This is a genomic window from Ruegeria sp. CDSA193 (assembly GCF_059611885.1).
This window is the reverse complement of record NZ_JBXWPN010000005.1, coordinates 1-17,176: the sequence shown is the minus strand read 5'-3', so window position 1 is coordinate 17,176 and position 17,176 is coordinate 1. Positions and strand designations below refer to the sequence as shown.

Below are 17,176 nucleotides of genomic sequence, written 5' to 3'. Positions count from 1 at the left end.
CCCATGCATTGGCCACTGCTCATACCGCTCCTGCTCGGCTCGCCCCTTTGGGCGGCGGATTGGGATGTGCCCAACCGGGCGGGGGCCATCAATGAAACACTGGCGCAGGCGGCGGATGGAGACACCCTTCGCCTGAGCCCCGGCGTTTATTCGGAAACACTGGTTCTGGACCGGCCCGTCACAATTGATGGGCTGGGGCAGGCCACCATTGACGGACAAGGCGTCGGCAGCGTCATCACCGTGACCGGACCGGGCGTGACCGTGCGCGGTCTGACCGTGATTGGTTCGGGCTCGAGCCATGATGGGATCGACAGTGGCATTCAGCTGGTCAAAACGGCCCATGCGCCGGTGATCGAAGGCAATGTGTTGCTGGGCAATCTCTATGGCATCGACATCCACGGCGCCAAGGACAGCGTCGTGCGCGGCAACCGGATCGAAGGGCGTCAGGACAAGCGGATGAATGACCGCGGCAACGGCGTCTATGTCTGGAACGCACCGGGTGCGCGGGTCGAAGACAATGATATCCGGTACGGGCGCGATGGGATCTTTGTGAACTCGTCCAAGAAGAACACCTTTACTGGAAACCTGTTCCGCGATCTGCGGTTTGCGGTGCACTACATGTATGCCGACGACTCGGTGGTCAGCGATAACGTCTCGATCGGCAATGATCTGGGCTATGCGGTGATGTTCACGACCAATGTCAAAGTCACCGGCAATGTGTCGATTGATGATCGCGAACATGGTGTGATGCTGAATTATGCCAACAAGAGCGTGATTTCCGGGAATGTCGTTAAGGGTGCAAAGGAGAAATGCACCTTCCTGTATAACTCGAACAAGAACGAATTCACCGACAACTGGTTCGAGGGTTGCGGCATCGGCATTCACTTCACTGCTGGGTCAGAACGTAACCGTATCGTCGGCAACGCCTTTGTCGGAAACCGGACTCAGGTGAAATACGTTTCGACCAAGTGGGTCGAGTGGTCTGAAGATGGGCGCGGCAATTACTGGTCCGATTTCGCCGCCTATGATGTGGATGGCAACGGCGTCGCTGATGCCCCTTATCGCCCCAATGACTCGATGGACCATGTGCTGTGGACCCAACCCGCAGCCAAGCTGCTGCTCGGCTCCCCTGCCGTGCAGCTGGTGCGCTGGTCGCAATCAGCCTTCCCGGCACTATTGCCGGGGGGTGTGATGGACAGCAATCCATTGATGCGAGCCCCTGAACCCTCAGCTATGAAAAAGGTGCCTCATGACGGATAAGGCCCTGACGATAAACAACGTCTGTAAGGACCGAGGCAAAACCCGCGTTCTTGACGACATCACCCTGTCTCTTGCCCCTGGTCAGCGCGTGGCGCTACTGGGTCATAACGGCGCCGGCAAATCGACCCTGATCAAATCCATCCTTGGTCTGATCCCGATTGAAGGCGGAGCCATTCGGATCGGAAACGCCACTCCTGGCAGTGCGCAGGCGCGACGGGATACGGCGTATTTGCCCGAGGCGGTGTCCTTCCACCCGGCGCTTACGGGCCGGGAACAGCTGACTCTGTTCGCGCAGCTCTCGGGATCCAAGGCCGATGTGCCCGGCCTGCTGGAACGTGTTGGCCTCAGCGACGCGCTGGACCGACGGATCGGGACCTACTCCAAGGGGATGCGGCAACGTCTGGGATTGGCGCAAGTGCTGCTGGGCCAGCCGAAAGTGGCATTGCTGGACGAGCCGACAAGCGGACTGGACCCGATTTCTCGGCAGGATCTGTACGCCATCATCGACGAACTGGCCGCAAAAGGCACCGCCGTCCTGATCGCATCGCATGCCCTGACTGAGGTCGAGGCCCGCACAGACCGGATCGCAATCATGCGCGGGGGCCGGATGGTGGCCGATGACACGTTAAACAACCTTTCGGCGCTGGCGGGTCTGCCAATCCGCCTGAAGGTGCGCGCCAGCTCTAACCCTGACGCCTTGGCCGCCAAACTGGGCGGCAGCCGGATCAATGGCGCGTCCGTTGAGTTGCTCTGCACCGTCGACGACAAGATGGAGGCCCTGCGCCGGATCGCCGGATTGGGCGATGCGGTGGCAGATGTGGAAATGACACCTCCTAAGCTGGAAGATCTCTATCGCTACTATGCACAGGAGAAGAGGCCATGACCCGCTTCCTCGCCATCACCCGCACTGAAATGTTGATCTTGCGCCGCAACCGCTGGCTGCTGATGGCGACACTGATCATGGTGTTATTCGCGCTGGCACTTACCTTTGCAGGCAGTGCACCCACAGGCACGCTTGGCGTTGATATGCTGACTGTCTCGGTTGCCTCGATGACGACGCTGTCGGTCTATCTTGCCCCCCTACTGGCACTGATGATTGCCTTTGACGCCATCGCAGGCGATGTGGATCGGGGCAGCTTATCGCTGCTCTTGTCCTATCCCGCCGGGCGCGGAGAAATCCTGTTGGGAAAATTCACCGCCCATTTGTCGGCGCTTGCCTTTGCGATGACCATCGGATTTGGCACGGCTGGCGCGGTGGCAGCATGGTTCGGTGGTGCCGGTCCAGAAAGCCTGTTGGCTCTGGTCCGTCTTATCCTCACTTCGATCGTGCTGGGCGCCGTGTTTCTGGCATTGGGATACTTGCTGTCCGCCCTGGCAAAGGGGGCCACGGCGGCAGCAGGTCTGTCGGCCGGGCTCTGGCTGGTTTTTGTCGTCCTCTATGATCTGGGCCTGTTGGGGGCCGTCGTCATGGACAAGGGCGGCACCTTCACTCAATCCGTCTTTCCATGGGTGATGGTGGCCAACCCGGCCGACGCTTTCCGTCTGTGGAATATCGCCGCAACCGAGGGCGTCGCGATGGCATCCGGCATGACCGGCGCTGCGCAGGCTCTGCCCGTCTGGGCCGCCCCGTTGTCTTTGCTGATCTGGCCCCTGCTAGGCCTTGCACTTGCCCGGCTCGCGTTCCGAAGGGTCGAGCCATGAAGCGTCTTTTCCTGATTGCTCTACTCGCCCTGACTGCCTGTAAGGAAGAACAGATTGCCGCGCCTGACCCAGTCGATTTGACGCCAGACGCACTCAGCTTTTTTTGCCAGATGAATATTGCTGAACATGGCGGTCCAAAAGGGCAGATTCACCTCGACGGCTATCCCACACCACTGTTTTTTGCACAGGTTCGCGATATGGTTGCCTATCTCAAGAGCCCCGAACGCGAGGCAGCCATTGTTGCAATCTATGTCAGCGATATGGGAACCGCCCCAAGCTGGCATCAACCAGGTCAATCCAACTGGATCAATGCCGAAGGTGCGACTTTCGTCGTCGGAGCCAATGTCGCCGGCGGCATGGGCGCGCGCGAGGTCGTGCCCTTTGCCGACCCGACCGATGCGGACAGCTTCATCATCCTGTACGGAGGGTCCGCTTTGCCCCTGACTGACATACCCGACGCCGAAGTGCTTGGCCCCGTCGATCTGGACTTGAAACTGGAGACACCAGCATGAGCCGTTTGTCCCGACGTCGTTTTCTGATCATGTCTGCGGCATGCGCCGCGCTACCGGCGGCCGCATCTGGCGCACCAGTCGCGCATTGGCGTGGCATCGCGCTGGGGGCCAGGGCCAGCCTTGACCTTGTTGGCCTTTCTGAGGCAGAGGCGGCGCCCCTGCTGACATCAATCGAAGCTGAACTGAACCGGCTGGAAGATATCTTTAGTCTGTACCGATCGCGATCACAGATTTCAGAGCTGAACCGAAGCGGGTTGCTGCAGCAGCCGGCCCCCGAGCTGTTGAATGTACTGAGCCTGTGTTCGACCCTTCACAGTGCATCAGACGGGGCTTTTGACCCCACAATACAACCCGTCTGGCGGGCGATGGCCGCGCGCGCCAGCGCATCTGAATTGACTGCCGCCCAAGAAACTGTCGGCTGGCACCGAGTCCGATATGACGCTGATGCTATCCAGTTGCCGGAGCCCGGTGTCTCAGCCTTGACATTGAACGGTATCGCACAAGGCGCAATCACCGATCGCATTGCGGCGCTGTTACGGTCCTTTGGCTTACGCGATGTTCTGGTTAACATGGGAGAAATCGCGGCAATGGGTCAGCGAAGTGACGGGCAAGACTGGCGGGTCGGCCTTGCGGGTCACAATAATACAGTCCTCAAGAAGATCACTTTGCAAGAACGCTCAGTAGCCACATCATCGGTTGCAGGCACGCTCTTGCCGGGCGACCACGGCCATATCCTGAACCCATTCGGCCCAAGCCCAAGCAACCACATTGTTTCCATTTCCGCACCCAATGCAGCCTTAGCTGACGGTCTGTCCACAGCCCTTTGCGCCGCCCCAAAGGAATGGACGCGTAGAATTCTGCAGAGTTTTCCATTGGCCAGTTTGGAGTTGAGCGGATAATCCGCAGTCTGTTCCAAGGCAGTCAAATCGGCAAATAGGACCTGTCCGCTGAATCAACTTTACCGGCGGTCAACCTTTCGAGCGCCAGCAGCCTCATACCGAACAGTCATCCGAATTCAGAAACACCCCAGTAGTGCCGGCTCTTGCAACACCAACGGTACCGGTTTCGGTGGTATAAGCGGATTTGCTAACAATCCAGGCACCAATGGTCGATCACGAGAGCAAGCTTCGAACCTACCGCGTCCCGCGAGGATTTCGAAGGGCCGGGTCATTGAGTGCTGGAAACGGAACACCCGACCTTCCGATCACGTTATTTCTTGGCGGATGTGGCGGGTAAAGCCTTCAAAACGTGTAAGCCATCACAAAAACATCATATGAAGATTTGGTGGCGGAGACGAAGGGATTCGAACCCTCGAGACCCTTCCGGGCCTACTCCCTTAGCAGGGGAGCGCCTTCGACCACTCGGCCACGTCTCCGCTGGCCGGTGTATTCGATAAGCGCCAAGAAATACAAGGGACCTCGTGAAAAAATCTTCAAAAAGTCAAATCCATGATGTCTATGGCTTTCTGGCTTGATCAAAGGCAGCCGCGAAACGTCACCCGCAATGCGTGTCTGCCGGGCCTTCCATAAGGCGATCAGACCCAAGAGACATCGGCTGGGAAAGCGAGCGACGGCCCAACGAAACACTGATTTGAAAAGGGCCCTGTCCGAGACACCGGCAATGTACAAACAGAGAGTTTCCGAAGCTCCGGGTCAGCCCAATTAGGTGGGAATTTTCTCCAGCTTCATAGAAAACTTGCCAAACACATAGGCATTAAGGCATATTTGCTTAGATTTTTTACAAATAATACAAAGAAATAAATTCCACGAGGCACAGACCGGGCAGCGGGCGCATTGCGCTCTGGAATAACCTTGGGGAAGGGATAATTAGTTTGGTCTGGTTAAGAGTGTTGTGTGTTTCCTGTTGTGTTTTGATACTGCCGTCGCAGATCCTGGCCAACATTGGTACTGTCGTAAGCGTCAAACAAGGCGCAGAAATTACCCGAGCCGGGAATTCCCGGCCACTGCTTGAAGGCATGGAAGTTGCCTCGGGTGATTCCATATCCACAGACAGCAGAGGGGTAGTTCAGCTGATCTTTGTTGACGAAACGAAGATCGCGATAGGGCCTAATGCAAAGATGGCGCTGGATGTGACCATGTTGCGAAACAAGAAGAAGGCCAAGAATTTTGCCGTTCAGGCCTTGGGTGGAAGCTTTCGTTTCATCTCGGGCAACAGCAGAAAACGTGCCTATTCCATCCAGACCCCCACTGCGACAATGGCTGTGCGTGGGACCATATTCGACATGTGGGTTGTGCCTGGCACCCAAAGCTCGATGCTGGTGCTGGAAGGCACCGTGCAGATGTGCGGCCTGAAAGGCGGCTGCAGATCAACTGGACGTCAATGCAGCCTGTTTGCCACCAGTCAAAAAGGCAAGGTGGGCCGCCCGGCCGATCAGGCACAGTACGACGAAGCAGTGAAAAATGGATTTCCGTTCATTCAGTCTCAGGAACGGCTTCTCAGTCCGCTGCGCGTGAATATCGAAGGCTGCGCCGGAGAATCAGCACCAGTGCAGCCCATCGAAAAATCCGACGCTCCCGAGCCCCGCCCAGCGCCCCCGCAGCGGCAAGCGGTGAAGGCTTCGGTAGCATCTGCACCCGTTGAGGCGCCCAGTATAGAAGGCGGTGCAGCGCCGGATACGAAACCGAATAGACCTGTTAACTGAGCATCGGCTGATATGGGTAATCGGTAATGTCGGGCAGTGAAAGCGACCACTGTCTTCGGAGGCAACCGTGACGGTTAAGTCGAAAGAACGGAGCACTCGCCGCAGGGGTTTTCGCCTTGTGGGTTTGTGCCTGATCCTGTTTGGATGCTTTGTCAGGGTCATAGATCCATTTCCCGTGCGCATGACTCGGCTGATATATTTCGACATCCTTCAGCGCATGGCCCCACGCGATTACACCCCCGACCTGCCAATCCGTGTTGTCGACATAGACGAACAGTCACTGGCCAACTGGGGGCAATGGCCATGGCCGCGCAATCTCATGGCTCAGATGGTTGAAAACCTCGGCCAAAATGGCGCTGCGGTCATCGCTTTTGACATGCTGTTTGTCGAACCCGACCGCTATTCGCCTGCTCGATTATTGGAAGACCCTGCGTTGGCCGAGGTGCTCTCGGTAGATGAAGACGCCCAAAACCTGGACAACGATGTTTTTTTCGGAGCCGAAATCGCCAAATGGCCGGTTGTTCTGGGTGTAGCGGCCCGTGTGGCCGATGATGGTCAGCCCGTCATATCCAAGGCGGGGATCATCGAGATCGGTGAGTCTCCGACCTCAGGGCTCGTCCAGATTCCGCATTGGACCCCACCTGCTCCGCCACTTTATTCAGATGCAACAGGCATTGGGGGCGTGAATGTCTCACCACTTGGTGGGACCGGTGTGGTCCGCCGGGTCCCGGTACTTTGGGGGGGACCGGATGGCGCCCTGCCAAGCCTGGGAATTGAGGCCCTTAGGGTGGCCATGGGGGAAACAGTCATTTTCGCCGAGGGCGCGCCCGATGAATCCGGTGTCATGCTGGCGCTTGAACTGGGCGATTTTCGATTGCCAACAACTCAGAACGGCGAAGTCTGGATCCGGTACAGGCGAGACCAGCCTGAACTGTATGTTTCTGCCAATGACGTTATGACGAATCCGGATGATCCTGCGCTGCGGTCCCGGATCGAAAACCAGATTATTCTTGTTGGCACCTCTGCGGCGGGTCTGTTTGATATGCACCAGACCTCGCTCGGAGAATCCGTGCCCGGCGTCTCGATCCACGCGCAGTTACTTGAACAGGTCCTAACGGGCGAAATGCTCAGCCGATCCGATGTGACCGCTGCGCTTGAGTTGGTCTCATTCGTCTTACTGGGGTTAGTGGTCGTCGCCGTCATGTCCAGCTTTGGTGCGGTCGCATCCTTCATTGCGGGTGGCGTATCTGCAGCCGTAGTTGTGCTGATCAGCTGGATGGCCTTTCAAAATCAACTCGTATTATTTGATGCAACCTTCCCACTTGCTGGTGGGATGGCGAATTTCGGGCTGTTGGCCGGATATCTATTCATTTCGACCGAGCGCGAGAAAAGAGCGATCCGAAAGATTTTTTCTCACTATGTCGCTCCTGAAATTTTGGATGAAATGGAAGGCTCGGACCATCAGTTGGTCCTTGGTGGAGAAACACAAGAGATCACCGTCATGTTCGCCGACATCCGTGGATTTACCCCGTTATCCGAGTCGGTTTCGGCCACGGAGCTCGTCGCCATTCTGAATGAGCTGTTTTCACAGGTCGGAGATCAGATTTTGCACGAGCGAGGCACAATCGACAAATTCATCGGCGACGCAGTCATGGCGTTCTGGAACGCTCCGCTTCCGGTCGAAAATCATCCCTGTCGCGCTGCACGGGCAGCCTTGATGATGCGCGGTGCATTGGCACAGTTCAATAGGTCCGAAATCATGCGCGAACGGCCACCCATTGCGCTGGCCACTGGCTGCGCGACAGGACAGGCCTGTGTGGGCAATATCGGGTCGCGGCGGCGGTTCAATTATACTGTGATCGGAGATGTGGTGAACGTCGCCGCCAGGATCGAACAAAGCTGCCGACATGTCGACTATGACATCCTGGTTTCGAATTCAGTTTACATTCTAGGCAAACAAGAGTTGGCGATGTTGGAAGCTGGGTTTGTGGACCTGAAAGGAAAAAAGAACCTGGAGCCCGTTTACATATTGATTGGCGATCAGGACATGCTCGACAGCGAGGCATTCCAGAACTTACGCGATGCGCATGCTCAACTTTTGTCGGCCATACGTGCGCGTGAACCGCTGGAGCGCACCGATGAGCTACGCCAAAACTGCATCGACATTGCCAAAGAAATCGAACCCGGTCTTCTAACCTTTTATCGAGCGCTGTCTGGGCGCACTGCGGATTTTCTGTCCGATGTCCAATCAAACAAGCTGTTGTTCAGTCATCACGCCCGTGAAGGACAAAATCTGGCCTAGCGGGCCCAGAGCCATTGCAACTTTCAAGCGAGCATGTGAACCCCATAGAACCACCCAGAAGCAGGCACGGAAGTTTGGGAACCATATGGCTAAGGCCAAATCATCCATCCTGAACTTGGCTCCTTACTTTTGGCCTGAAGAAACTGGATCAGCACCTTACTGCACCGAGCTGACCCAATTGGATGCTCATCGTGAAACAGACGCCATTATGGCCTATGTTCCGACTATCCTGACCTTGTTTGGCGCCTACACGCTTACCGAAGCAATCAAAAATGGCACGTCGCCGAAAACGCGTTTTTCTCCCCCAAACACAGACCAGCCTGCAGTCTCCTGGCCATTTGCGGGTCGGGCTTCTAAGCAACCTGTCCCGCGAGAAAGGGCTGTACGATTTTCCTGAAGCAGCCGGATCTCTGCACTCTCTCTCGGGGTTAAAGTCGAAATGATCCTGGCCGGGCCGGCCCACTGGAGCAAGACCTGACCTCGATCAAAGCCGCCGTCGCCAAAGACGAGATCAGATGGGACGGCCCGCTATATGGCGAAAAAAAGCAGCAATTATATGATGAGATTGACGTGTTTCTGTTTCCAACTCGATATAGTATCGAAGCTCAACCAACTGTAATCTACGATGCCTCCGCGTCGGACACAGCCGTGACCTCTTTCGCGCGCAGAGCTATCGAAGAACATGTTCAGGTTTGCATTGCGACCGTCGCCGTCGATCAGAGCTTTTCCGAAACCGCCACCCAATTCCCCACGGGTCCCTAAGAAAGGCCGATCACGCGACCAACAGAATGACCACACCATTGGAGCATTTGGGCAAATCTATCTAATGTGAGGCCGCATTAGACGAATAGTAATACGCGATGGCCTGCGTCCTATTTTTAACCGATAGTTTTTCGTAAATGTTTGACAGGTGAAATTTCACGGTATTGGTCGATATCTGAAGCTCTTTGGACAACTCGCGGTTGGACATGCCCTTGGCTAGAGCTTCCAGAATCGCGCGCTCTTTCCGCGACAGGCTGTGGATCGGATTCTGTTGCATCTGGCGGACATCGATGAAGGGAAACACCATCTTGCCAGCAGCCACGTCCGCGCAGGTTTCCAGCAACGCTTCAACTTCACCAGACCGGGATGAGAACCCCGCAGCTCCTGCCTGCATTGCAAGGCGCGGAACATCTCCGACATCATCGCCGTAAATGACAAAACGGGGCGCGCCTTCCTGTTCTCGCAAAACCTCGATCAATTTGGCCGCGCCAAGAACCGGCAAGCTCCAGGAGATCACACACACCTGGACCGGAACTCTCATGACCGCGCCCAGGAACCCTTCAGCAGTCGCCGATGTGGCAACCAAAGAGAATCGCGGATCACGTTCAAAAATCTCTGACATGGCCGATAAGACCAGCGGATTGTTGTCGGCAAGCATGACGTCAATCGGTTGTTGTGAAGGCTCTGTCATTGATTTTACATCCAAATCCTCAAGAAACTACCCATTCGTATAGGGCAAAACTTGGTATACTTCGGTATTCTTGCCAATACAGGTAGGTTTTTCCCCATCCCATTAGAAGTCCTAAAGCAGTAGTAAGTTACGTTGCGCGATGACGCAAGCAAGGCTTTCCTGATCCACAACGAGATGTCTGGGCGTGGTTGACCACCCCAACGATCAAGGAGGATCGCAATGACTTTCCAGATTTATCCAACGCTCGAAATCCCCGAGACGCTGGCCGCAGGCCCCGGGCCAGGCAATACAGACGCGCGCGTTCTACAAGCCTTTTCCAGCGCCGGAGTTGCGGATCACATGCAGGGCGACGTTTTGCGCGGCATGATCGAATGCAAGCACATGCTGCGCGAAATCTGGGGCACCACGAACATATACACCTTTGCGGTCGCGGGCACTGGTTGGAGCGCTTTGGACACCATGTTCTCGGCTGTCATGCCCGGTGACAAGGTTGTTGCGTTCAACAACGGGACCTTTTCGGGCATCGATACACTGACCCTTCGGATCAAGGCAGCGACACCGGACGAACATGCTGCCAACCCCTTGGATCCGCAGGCCGCCAGTGTCACGATCATCGACGTGCCGCATGGTCAGTCGGTGACCGGTGACATGGTCGAAGCCGCACTGGCTGAACACAAGCCCAAATGGGCGTTTATGGCACATTGGGAAACGGGATCAGGACGCATCAATGATTTGCGCGGTTTCTCGGATGCCTGCGAGCACCATGGTGCAATGGGTCTGATCGACGCCGTTTCGTCTTTGGGTGTCGAAGATTTCCGGGTTGATGATTATCCGGGCATCGCGGGCTGGGCCTCTTGTCCGCAAAAGGGCCTGTGCTGCTTGCCGCTTACCTATGCTCCCGTCAGTTTTACCGACGCATATATCGACAGCCTGAAAGCAACGGGTGCCTACAGCTATGTTCACAATCCCATTTTCGAGGCCCGCCACTGGGGCATCGTCGATGGCCAGGATGTTGAAAAAGGCACATATCACCGAACACATTCGGGCTATGCCGTCGCGGCCTTTCATGAATCGTTACGCCTGACCCTGCAGGAGGGGCTAGCGAAGCGCGCGCATGCCTACAAAACGCACGAGGCCGTGCTGCGCGATGCCGTCATTGCGATGGGCTGCGAGGTCACCTCGGACATGTCCAGCCTTGTGGTGCTGAACCTGCCCGCTGAACTTGCAGGCCGCGAAATGGAGCTGGTGCAGAATTGCCGGGCCCGGGGCTTTGGCATCTGGCCAACCCTCAGCGCACCTGTTCAGGTCCGCATCGGCATCCTGAACCAACTGAATCATCAGTCGATCGGCCGCATCGTGCATTTGTTTGCCGAAGCAATCCGCGAGATGGGTGGTTCGGTGAATCTCGAAGCGATCGAAGCGCTTCTGGAAAGCCGCTACGGCACATCTATCGCTGCATAAACGGGAGGAAATGCAGATGGATATCCACGAATATCAGGCGAAAGAACTTCTTTCGAATTTCGGCGTCGAAGTCCCTTCGGGGGCCTTGGCCTACAGCCCCGAGCAAGCTGCCTATCGTGCACGTGAGCTGGGCGGCGACAAGTGGATTGTAAAGGCTCAGGTTCACGCAGGTGGCCGCGGCAAAGCTGGGGGCGTAAAGCTGTGCAATTCGGAAAGCGAAATATACGCAGCCTGTGAGGAGATGTTTGGCCGCAAGCTGGTGACGCATCAGACCGGACCCGATGGCAAAGGCATCTATCGCGTCTACGTCGAATCTGCCGTTCCGATCGATCGGGAAATCTATCTGGGTTTTGTGCTCGACCGCTCAAGCCAACGCGTGATGATCGTCGCCTCGTCCGAGGGCGGAATGGAGATCGAGGATATTTCCGCAGAACGCCCTGAAAGCATTGTCCGCTCCATCGTCGAACCTGCGGTAGGTCTGCAGGAGTTTCAGGCGCGCGAGATTGCCTTCAATCTGGGACTGGAGCCCCGTCTGATCCAAAACATGGTCCGCACCCTCCAAGGGTGTTACGCCGCTTTCAACAAGCTGGACGCGACCATGGTTGAAATCAATCCGCTCGTCATCACCGGTGACGATCGCGTGTTGGCGCTGGACGCCAAGATGAGCTTTGATGACAACGCCTTGTTCCGCCACCCGCAGGTCGCGGAGCTTCGCGACAAAAGCCAGGAAGACCCCCGTGAAAGCCGCGCGGCGGATCGTGGCCTGTCTTATGTCGGGCTGGACGGCAATATCGGCTGCATCGTGAATGGTGCCGGTCTGGCCATGGCGACGATGGACACGATCAAGCTGGCCGGGGGAGAGCCTGCAAACTTCCTCGATATCGGAGGCGGCGCGTCACCAGAACGTGTTGCCAAAGCTTTCCGATTGGTACTGTCCGACAAGAACGTCCAAGCGGTTCTGGTCAACATATTCGCCGGCATCAACCGCTGCGACTGGGTAGCCGAAGGCGTCGTGCAGGCTCTGAAGGAACTGGATATCGACATCCCAGTCATCGTGCGCCTTGCCGGGACGAATGTTGAAGAAGGTCAGAAAATACTCGCCAAGTCCGGCCTGCCGATTATTCGTGCAACAACATTGATGGAAGCTGCCGAACGCGCCGTTGGTGCGTGGCAAAACGATTTGACCCAAAACACCAAGATGAGGGCTGTGTAATGAGCATTCTTCTGGACCGCGACACCCGCGTTATTGTTCAGGGCATCACTGGACGTATGGCGCGCTTTCACACCAAGGATATGTTGGAATACGGCACCAATGTTGTTGGCGGTGTCGTCCCTGGCAAGGGCGGCGAAATCGTAGAAGGCGTGCCTGTCTTCGACACTGTCAAACAGGCGGTCACGGCCACCGGCGCAGAGGCCAGCCTTGTCTTCGTGCCGCCCCCGTTTGCGGCGGATTCGATCATGGAGGCCGCAGATGCCGGTATCCGTTATTGCGTTTGCATAACCGACGGCATCCCGGCGCAGGACATGATCCGCGTCAAACGCTATATGTATCGCTATCCCAAGGACAATCGCATGGTGCTGACCGGCCCGAACTGTGCTGGAACCATCAGTCCTGGCAAGGCCCTGCTGGGGATTATGCCGGGCCATATCTACCTGCCGGGCAATGTCGGCATCATCGGTCGTTCGGGCACGCTGGGCTATGAAGCTGCGGCGCAGCTGAAGGAGCGTGGCATTGGCGTCTCAACCAGCGTCGGTATCGGTGGCGACCCGATCAACGGCTCGTCATTCCGCGATATCCTTGAGCGGTTCGAACTGGATGAGGACACCGAGGTCATCGCCATGATCGGCGAAATCGGCGGCCCTCAGGAAGCCGAGGCGGCCGAGTATATCCGAGACCACGTCACCAAACCCGTCGTGGCCTATGTCGCCGGTCTGACCGCACCCAAAGGCAGGACCATGGGTCATGCCGGGGCTATCATCTCGGCATTTGGCGAAAGCGCCTCGGAAAAGGTCGAAATCCTATCGGCGGCAGGTGTGACTGTTGCTGAAAACCCTGCGGTAATTGGCGAGACCATCGCCCGCGTCATGGGAGAGGCTGCGTGATGGTCAAACCTTCGGTCCTTGTCACCCGTCGCTGGCCCGCCGCCGTCGAGGCGCAACTGGCCGAAAACTATAACACCGTACTCAACATCGGGGACAAACCATTGTCCCCGGCCGAGATCCGCGACGCGTTGAAACGCTATGACGCGGTTCTGCCCACGGTCACCGACACGCTCAGCGCCGAGGCACTGGACGTATCTGCGGCGCAAACCAAAATCCTCGCCAATTATGGAGTTGGTTACAGCCATATCTGTGAACCCGCTGCGCGCAGCCTTGGTATGACCGTAACCAATACGCCGGATGTCTTGTCCGAATGCACGGCTGATCTGGCCATGACATTGCTGCTGATGGTAGCCCGCCGCGCCGGCCAAGGCGAACGTGAGCTGCGCGCGGGCGGCTGGACCGGCTGGCGTCCGACCCATCTGGTCGGCACCAAGGTCAGCGGCAAGACTCTGGGCATCATCGGTTTTGGCCGCATCGGTCAGGAAATGGCCCGTCGCGCGCACCATGGGTTCGGCATGAATATTCTTGTCCAGAACCGCAGCACTGTCTCGTCCGAGGTATTGAAACAGTTCAACGCAACTCAGGTCGATACCGTGGACGATCTGCTGCCGCACTGCGATTTCGTCTCACTGCACTGCCCGGGTGGGGCCGCAAACCGGCACCTGATCAACGGGCGCAGAATGGATCTGATGAAGCCCAACGCCTTCCTCATCAATACTGCGCGCGGTGAGGTCGTGGATGAGCACGCGCTTGTGCAGTCGCTGATGTTCGACACGATCGGTGGGGCTGCTTTGGACGTGTTCGATGGCGAACCTCGCATTAGCCCGGATCTGTTGCAATGCGACAACCTGGTGATGCTACCCCATCTGGGTAGCGCCACAAAAGAATCGCGCGAGGCCATGGGCTTTCGCGTACTCGACAATCTGGCCGACTTCTTCGCAGGTCGCACCCCGCGGGACCAGGTGATCTGATGCAAGCGCTGGCCCGCAATATTCCGTCCACCCCGGACCCTTCGGGCTATGCCGAGGAATTGCGCTCGGAACTGCGGGCGTTGTGGCGGAATATTCTGTCGAAGCGGGCGCCGCATGTGGCGACATGGGCCGAGGCCATGCCGTTGCAACCCATCCCTACAGGGCTCGAGGCAACGCCGTATCTGCAAGCCCTATCGATCTGGTTCCAACTGTTACGCATCATTGATGAAAACGCCCATGTCCGGGACCGGCGCCTGACCGAGACCCTAAGCGGCGCGGAAGCGGTCGAAGGCGGGTTTGCCGAGGTGTTGTCTGAACTGCAATTAACGGACAGCCAGACAAAAAAACTGACGGCTGACCTATGCGCCGGTCCCACCCTAACCGCGCACCCGACCGAGGCCAAACGGGTCACCGTTTTGGAAATTCACCGGCGGATCTACCGCAATCTTGTCAGTCTTGAAGTGCAACGATGGACCCCGACCGAACGCACCGAATTGCTGAATGGTCTGGAAGGCGAGATTGATCTTTTGTGGCTGACAGGCGAACTTCGCCTGTCGCGCCCAAGCCTGCGCGACGAGATCGAGTGGGGGTTGCAATTCTTCCGGGATGCAATCTTTGACGCCGTCCCGCAGGTCATGGATCGGTTCGATCAGGCCTGCCTGCATGTGTTGGGTCAGACTCTAGCCAAAACACCCAACATTCGCTTTCACAGCTGGATTGGCGGCGACCGGGATGGCAATCCGAATGTCACAACCGAGATGACCGCACTGGCCCTGCAACGCGGCCGTGAAACGGTTCAGGATCTTTATCGTCAGGCCATCGATCAAGCTGCAAGCCGTTTGAGCATTAGCGCGCTCATATTGCCGCTTCCTGAGTCAAACCGTGCACGTGTACAAGAAATTATCGACCGGACTCCGGACGGCGGTCGCAATCGAAACGAACCGTTCCGGCAAGCTCTCAATGCCATTCGCTATCGGCTGACCGATGGCGGCTATGATCACATTTCACAATTCGTAAGCGATCTTGGGGCACTTGATGCGGCTTTGTGCGCGGTCAACGCCGACGTCCTAGCACAGAGGCATATCCGTCCGCTGTGCCGTGCCGCTATGGTTTTCGGGTTCCGAACCACAACCCTGGATATTCGTCAGAATTCAACCGTCACGAATGACGTTCTGACGGAACTTTGGTCGCAATCCGGACATGCACCGGAATATGGCACGCCCGACTGGTCTACCCGTCTGCGATCAGAGCTGGCAGATCAAAACCTGCCCTATCAAAACCGCGAGGCGCTGAGCGATCAGGCGCAGGAAATGCTGGCGCTTTTAGCGCTTGTTCATAGTGTTCGCTCGGGGCCGGACCCCAAGGCAATTGGGCCATTTATCCTGTCCATGACCCGGTCTGCCGATGATATTCTCGGTGTGTACCTGCTGGCCCGCTATTCCGGTTTCGGGTCCGAGACACTGGATATCTCAGTTGTGCCATTATTCGAAACGATTGCAGATCTTCGCAATGCCCCTGCGATCCTGCTGGACGTTTTGGCAGTACCGCTTGCCCGCCGCAGCCTCAAAACCGATGGAAATGAAATCGAAGTGATGCTGGGGTATTCAGATAGCGGCAAGGATGGCGGGTATTTCTGCTCAACATGGGAGCTGGAGCGCGCCCAACGTCGCATCGTGACGGCACTGGCTTCGCAAGGTTTCAAGGTCACGTTTTTCCATGGACGCGGCGGCTCAGTCAGTCGGGGCGGCGCTCCCACTGGGCGGGCGATTGCTGCGCAGCCCAGCGGAACAATTTCCGGGCGCTTGCGCGTAACTGAACAGGGCGAAGTTGTTTCGACCAGATACGCCAACCGCGGAACAGCCGCGGCCCATCTGGAACTGCTCCTCTCAAGCACGTTGCGTCATACCGCCAATCCCGGCGAAACCCTGGCACGGCCCGAGTTCGACGACGCGCTGGATGCTCTGTCGGAACTGTCACAGACAACCTATGTCTCGCTTTTGAAGATGCCAGGCTTTCTGGACTATTTCCAGCAGGCCAGCCCGGTCGAGGAATTAGCCCGCCTGAAAATAGGATCTCGTCCGGCACGTCGCTTTGGCGCGGCCAGTCTGGATGATCTGCGCGCCATTCCATGGGTTTTTGCCTGGTCGCAGAACCGCCACCTGATCACGGGCTGGTATGGTTTCGGGGCCGCAATGGCCAGCTTCCGCAAATTTCGTGGCGCGCGCGGTGATGAAGTGCTGCAGGATATGTTTCAGCACTCCCGGCTGTTCCGCCTTGCCGTCGATGAGATGGAGAAATCGCTCTATCAGGCGGATATGGGCATCGCCGCACAATACGGCGAACTAGTGCACGATGAGAACACCCGACAAATCGTCTTTCAGTCAATCAAAGCGGAATACGATAGCGCCTGCGGTGCAGTGCAATTTCTGACGGGAGGACAAACTATCGGACACCGTTTCCCTCGCCTGTGCGAGCGGTTTGATCGCAAACGGTCTGAACTGGCCCACATTCACGCGCTGCAGGTCGAATTGCTGCGACAAGCTCGAACCGAGCCTCAGGCAGGATCGGTTCCTGTTCCCCTGCTGCAATCGATGAACGCTATTTCCGCTGGCCTTGGCTGGACCGGCTAACCCTTTTAGGAGGTTTCAAAGTGAACGCCCCGCAACGCACTCAAGGTTTTTTCACCCAGTCTCTCTCAGCGCGCGACCCAGAGCTGTTCGGCTCGATCACGTCCGAGCTGGGCCGTCAGCG

At 57.2% G+C, this 17,176-nt stretch carries 13 protein-coding genes and 1 tRNA gene; 12 read left to right on the top strand and 2 right to left on the bottom strand.

Annotated elements, in window-relative coordinates:
• Positions 1-3: 3 nt before the first annotated feature.
• Genes AC2FLG_RS10375 through AC2FLG_RS10355 form a run of 5 tightly spaced genes read left to right on the top strand, consistent with a single transcriptional unit; the run spans position 4 to position 4,372 of the window.
• Positions 4-1,260, top strand: coding sequence for a nitrous oxide reductase family maturation protein NosD (locus AC2FLG_RS10375; RefSeq protein WP_496706103.1), 1,257 nt, complete (start codon positions 4-6; stop codon positions 1,258-1,260).
• Positions 1,250-2,143, top strand: coding sequence for an ABC transporter ATP-binding protein (locus AC2FLG_RS10370; RefSeq protein ID WP_271948641.1), 894 nt, complete (start codon positions 1,250-1,252; stop codon positions 2,141-2,143). Before AC2FLG_RS10375 ends, AC2FLG_RS10370 begins: the two co-directional genes overlap by 11 nt.
• Entirely contained in the window at positions 2,140-2,961 is an 822-nt protein-coding gene (locus tag AC2FLG_RS10365) for an ABC transporter permease (RefSeq protein ID WP_271948643.1), read from the top strand. Before AC2FLG_RS10370 ends, AC2FLG_RS10365 begins: the two co-directional genes overlap by 4 nt.
• Positions 2,958-3,473: a nitrous oxide reductase accessory protein NosL gene (locus AC2FLG_RS10360; RefSeq protein ID WP_142635212.1), complete on the top strand. Its 516-nt coding sequence runs from the start codon at positions 2,958-2,960 to the stop codon at positions 3,471-3,473. The genes AC2FLG_RS10365 and AC2FLG_RS10360 overlap by 4 nt, the downstream gene beginning before the upstream one ends.
• A complete protein-coding gene (locus AC2FLG_RS10355; RefSeq protein WP_496706101.1) occupies positions 3,470-4,372 on the top strand; it encodes an FAD:protein FMN transferase in 903 nt (300 codons plus the stop codon). Before AC2FLG_RS10360 ends, AC2FLG_RS10355 begins: the two co-directional genes overlap by 4 nt.
• A 386-nt stretch (positions 4,373-4,758) precedes the next feature.
• Here AC2FLG_RS10355 and AC2FLG_RS10350 read toward each other — a convergent pair.
• Positions 4,759-4,848: transfer RNA gene (locus AC2FLG_RS10350), tRNA-Ser, on the bottom strand.
• 495 nt (positions 4,849-5,343) lie between these two features.
• On the opposite strand from AC2FLG_RS10350, the gene AC2FLG_RS10345 reads away from it, so the two are divergent.
• Both AC2FLG_RS10345 and AC2FLG_RS10340 read left to right on the top strand, forming a co-directional pair.
• On the top strand, positions 5,344-6,135 hold the full coding sequence (locus AC2FLG_RS10345; protein ID WP_246097172.1) for a FecR family protein: 792 nt from the start codon (positions 5,344-5,346) through the stop codon (positions 6,133-6,135).
• Positions 6,136-6,316: 181 nt separating this feature from the next.
• Complete coding sequence (locus AC2FLG_RS10340) at positions 6,317-8,437, top strand: CHASE2 domain-containing protein (RefSeq protein ID WP_496706100.1); 2,121 nt, start codon at positions 6,317-6,319, stop codon at positions 8,435-8,437.
• 823 nt (positions 8,438-9,260) lie between these two features.
• Here the strand turns inward: AC2FLG_RS10340 and AC2FLG_RS10335 are convergent.
• Positions 9,261-9,890 carry a response regulator transcription factor gene (locus AC2FLG_RS10335; protein ID WP_246097171.1) on the bottom strand — a complete coding sequence of 210 codons (630 nt, stop codon included), beginning with the start codon at positions 9,888-9,890 and terminating at the stop codon, positions 9,261-9,263.
• A gap of 219 nt (positions 9,891-10,109) precedes the next feature.
• On the opposite strand from AC2FLG_RS10335, the gene AC2FLG_RS10330 reads away from it, so the two are divergent.
• From AC2FLG_RS10330 to AC2FLG_RS10310, 5 genes are read left to right on the top strand one after another with little or no spacing between them, the layout of a single operon-like run.
• A complete protein-coding gene (locus tag AC2FLG_RS10330; RefSeq protein WP_281972632.1) occupies positions 10,110-11,351 on the top strand; it encodes a pyridoxal-phosphate-dependent aminotransferase family protein in 1,242 nt (413 codons plus the stop codon).
• A 16-nt stretch (positions 11,352-11,367) separates the two neighbouring features.
• The gene (locus AC2FLG_RS10325) at positions 11,368-12,564 is read left to right on the top strand and encodes a malate--CoA ligase subunit beta (RefSeq protein WP_281972633.1); all 1,197 of its coding nucleotides are present in this window, start codon (positions 11,368-11,370) and stop codon (positions 12,562-12,564) included.
• Positions 12,564-13,454: a succinate--CoA ligase subunit alpha gene (gene sucD, locus AC2FLG_RS10320; RefSeq protein ID WP_496706098.1), complete on the top strand. Its 891-nt coding sequence runs from the start codon at positions 12,564-12,566 to the stop codon at positions 13,452-13,454. The genes AC2FLG_RS10325 and sucD overlap by 1 nt, the downstream gene beginning before the upstream one ends.
• Entirely contained in the window at positions 13,454-14,425 is a 972-nt protein-coding gene (locus tag AC2FLG_RS10315) for a 2-hydroxyacid dehydrogenase (protein WP_281972635.1), read from the top strand. The genes sucD and AC2FLG_RS10315 overlap by 1 nt, the downstream gene beginning before the upstream one ends.
• Positions 14,425-17,055, top strand: a complete 2,631-nt coding sequence (locus tag AC2FLG_RS10310) for a phosphoenolpyruvate carboxylase (protein ID WP_496706096.1) — start codon at positions 14,425-14,427, stop codon at positions 17,053-17,055. The genes AC2FLG_RS10315 and AC2FLG_RS10310 overlap by 1 nt, the downstream gene beginning before the upstream one ends.
• Positions 17,056-17,176: the final 121 nt, after the last annotated feature.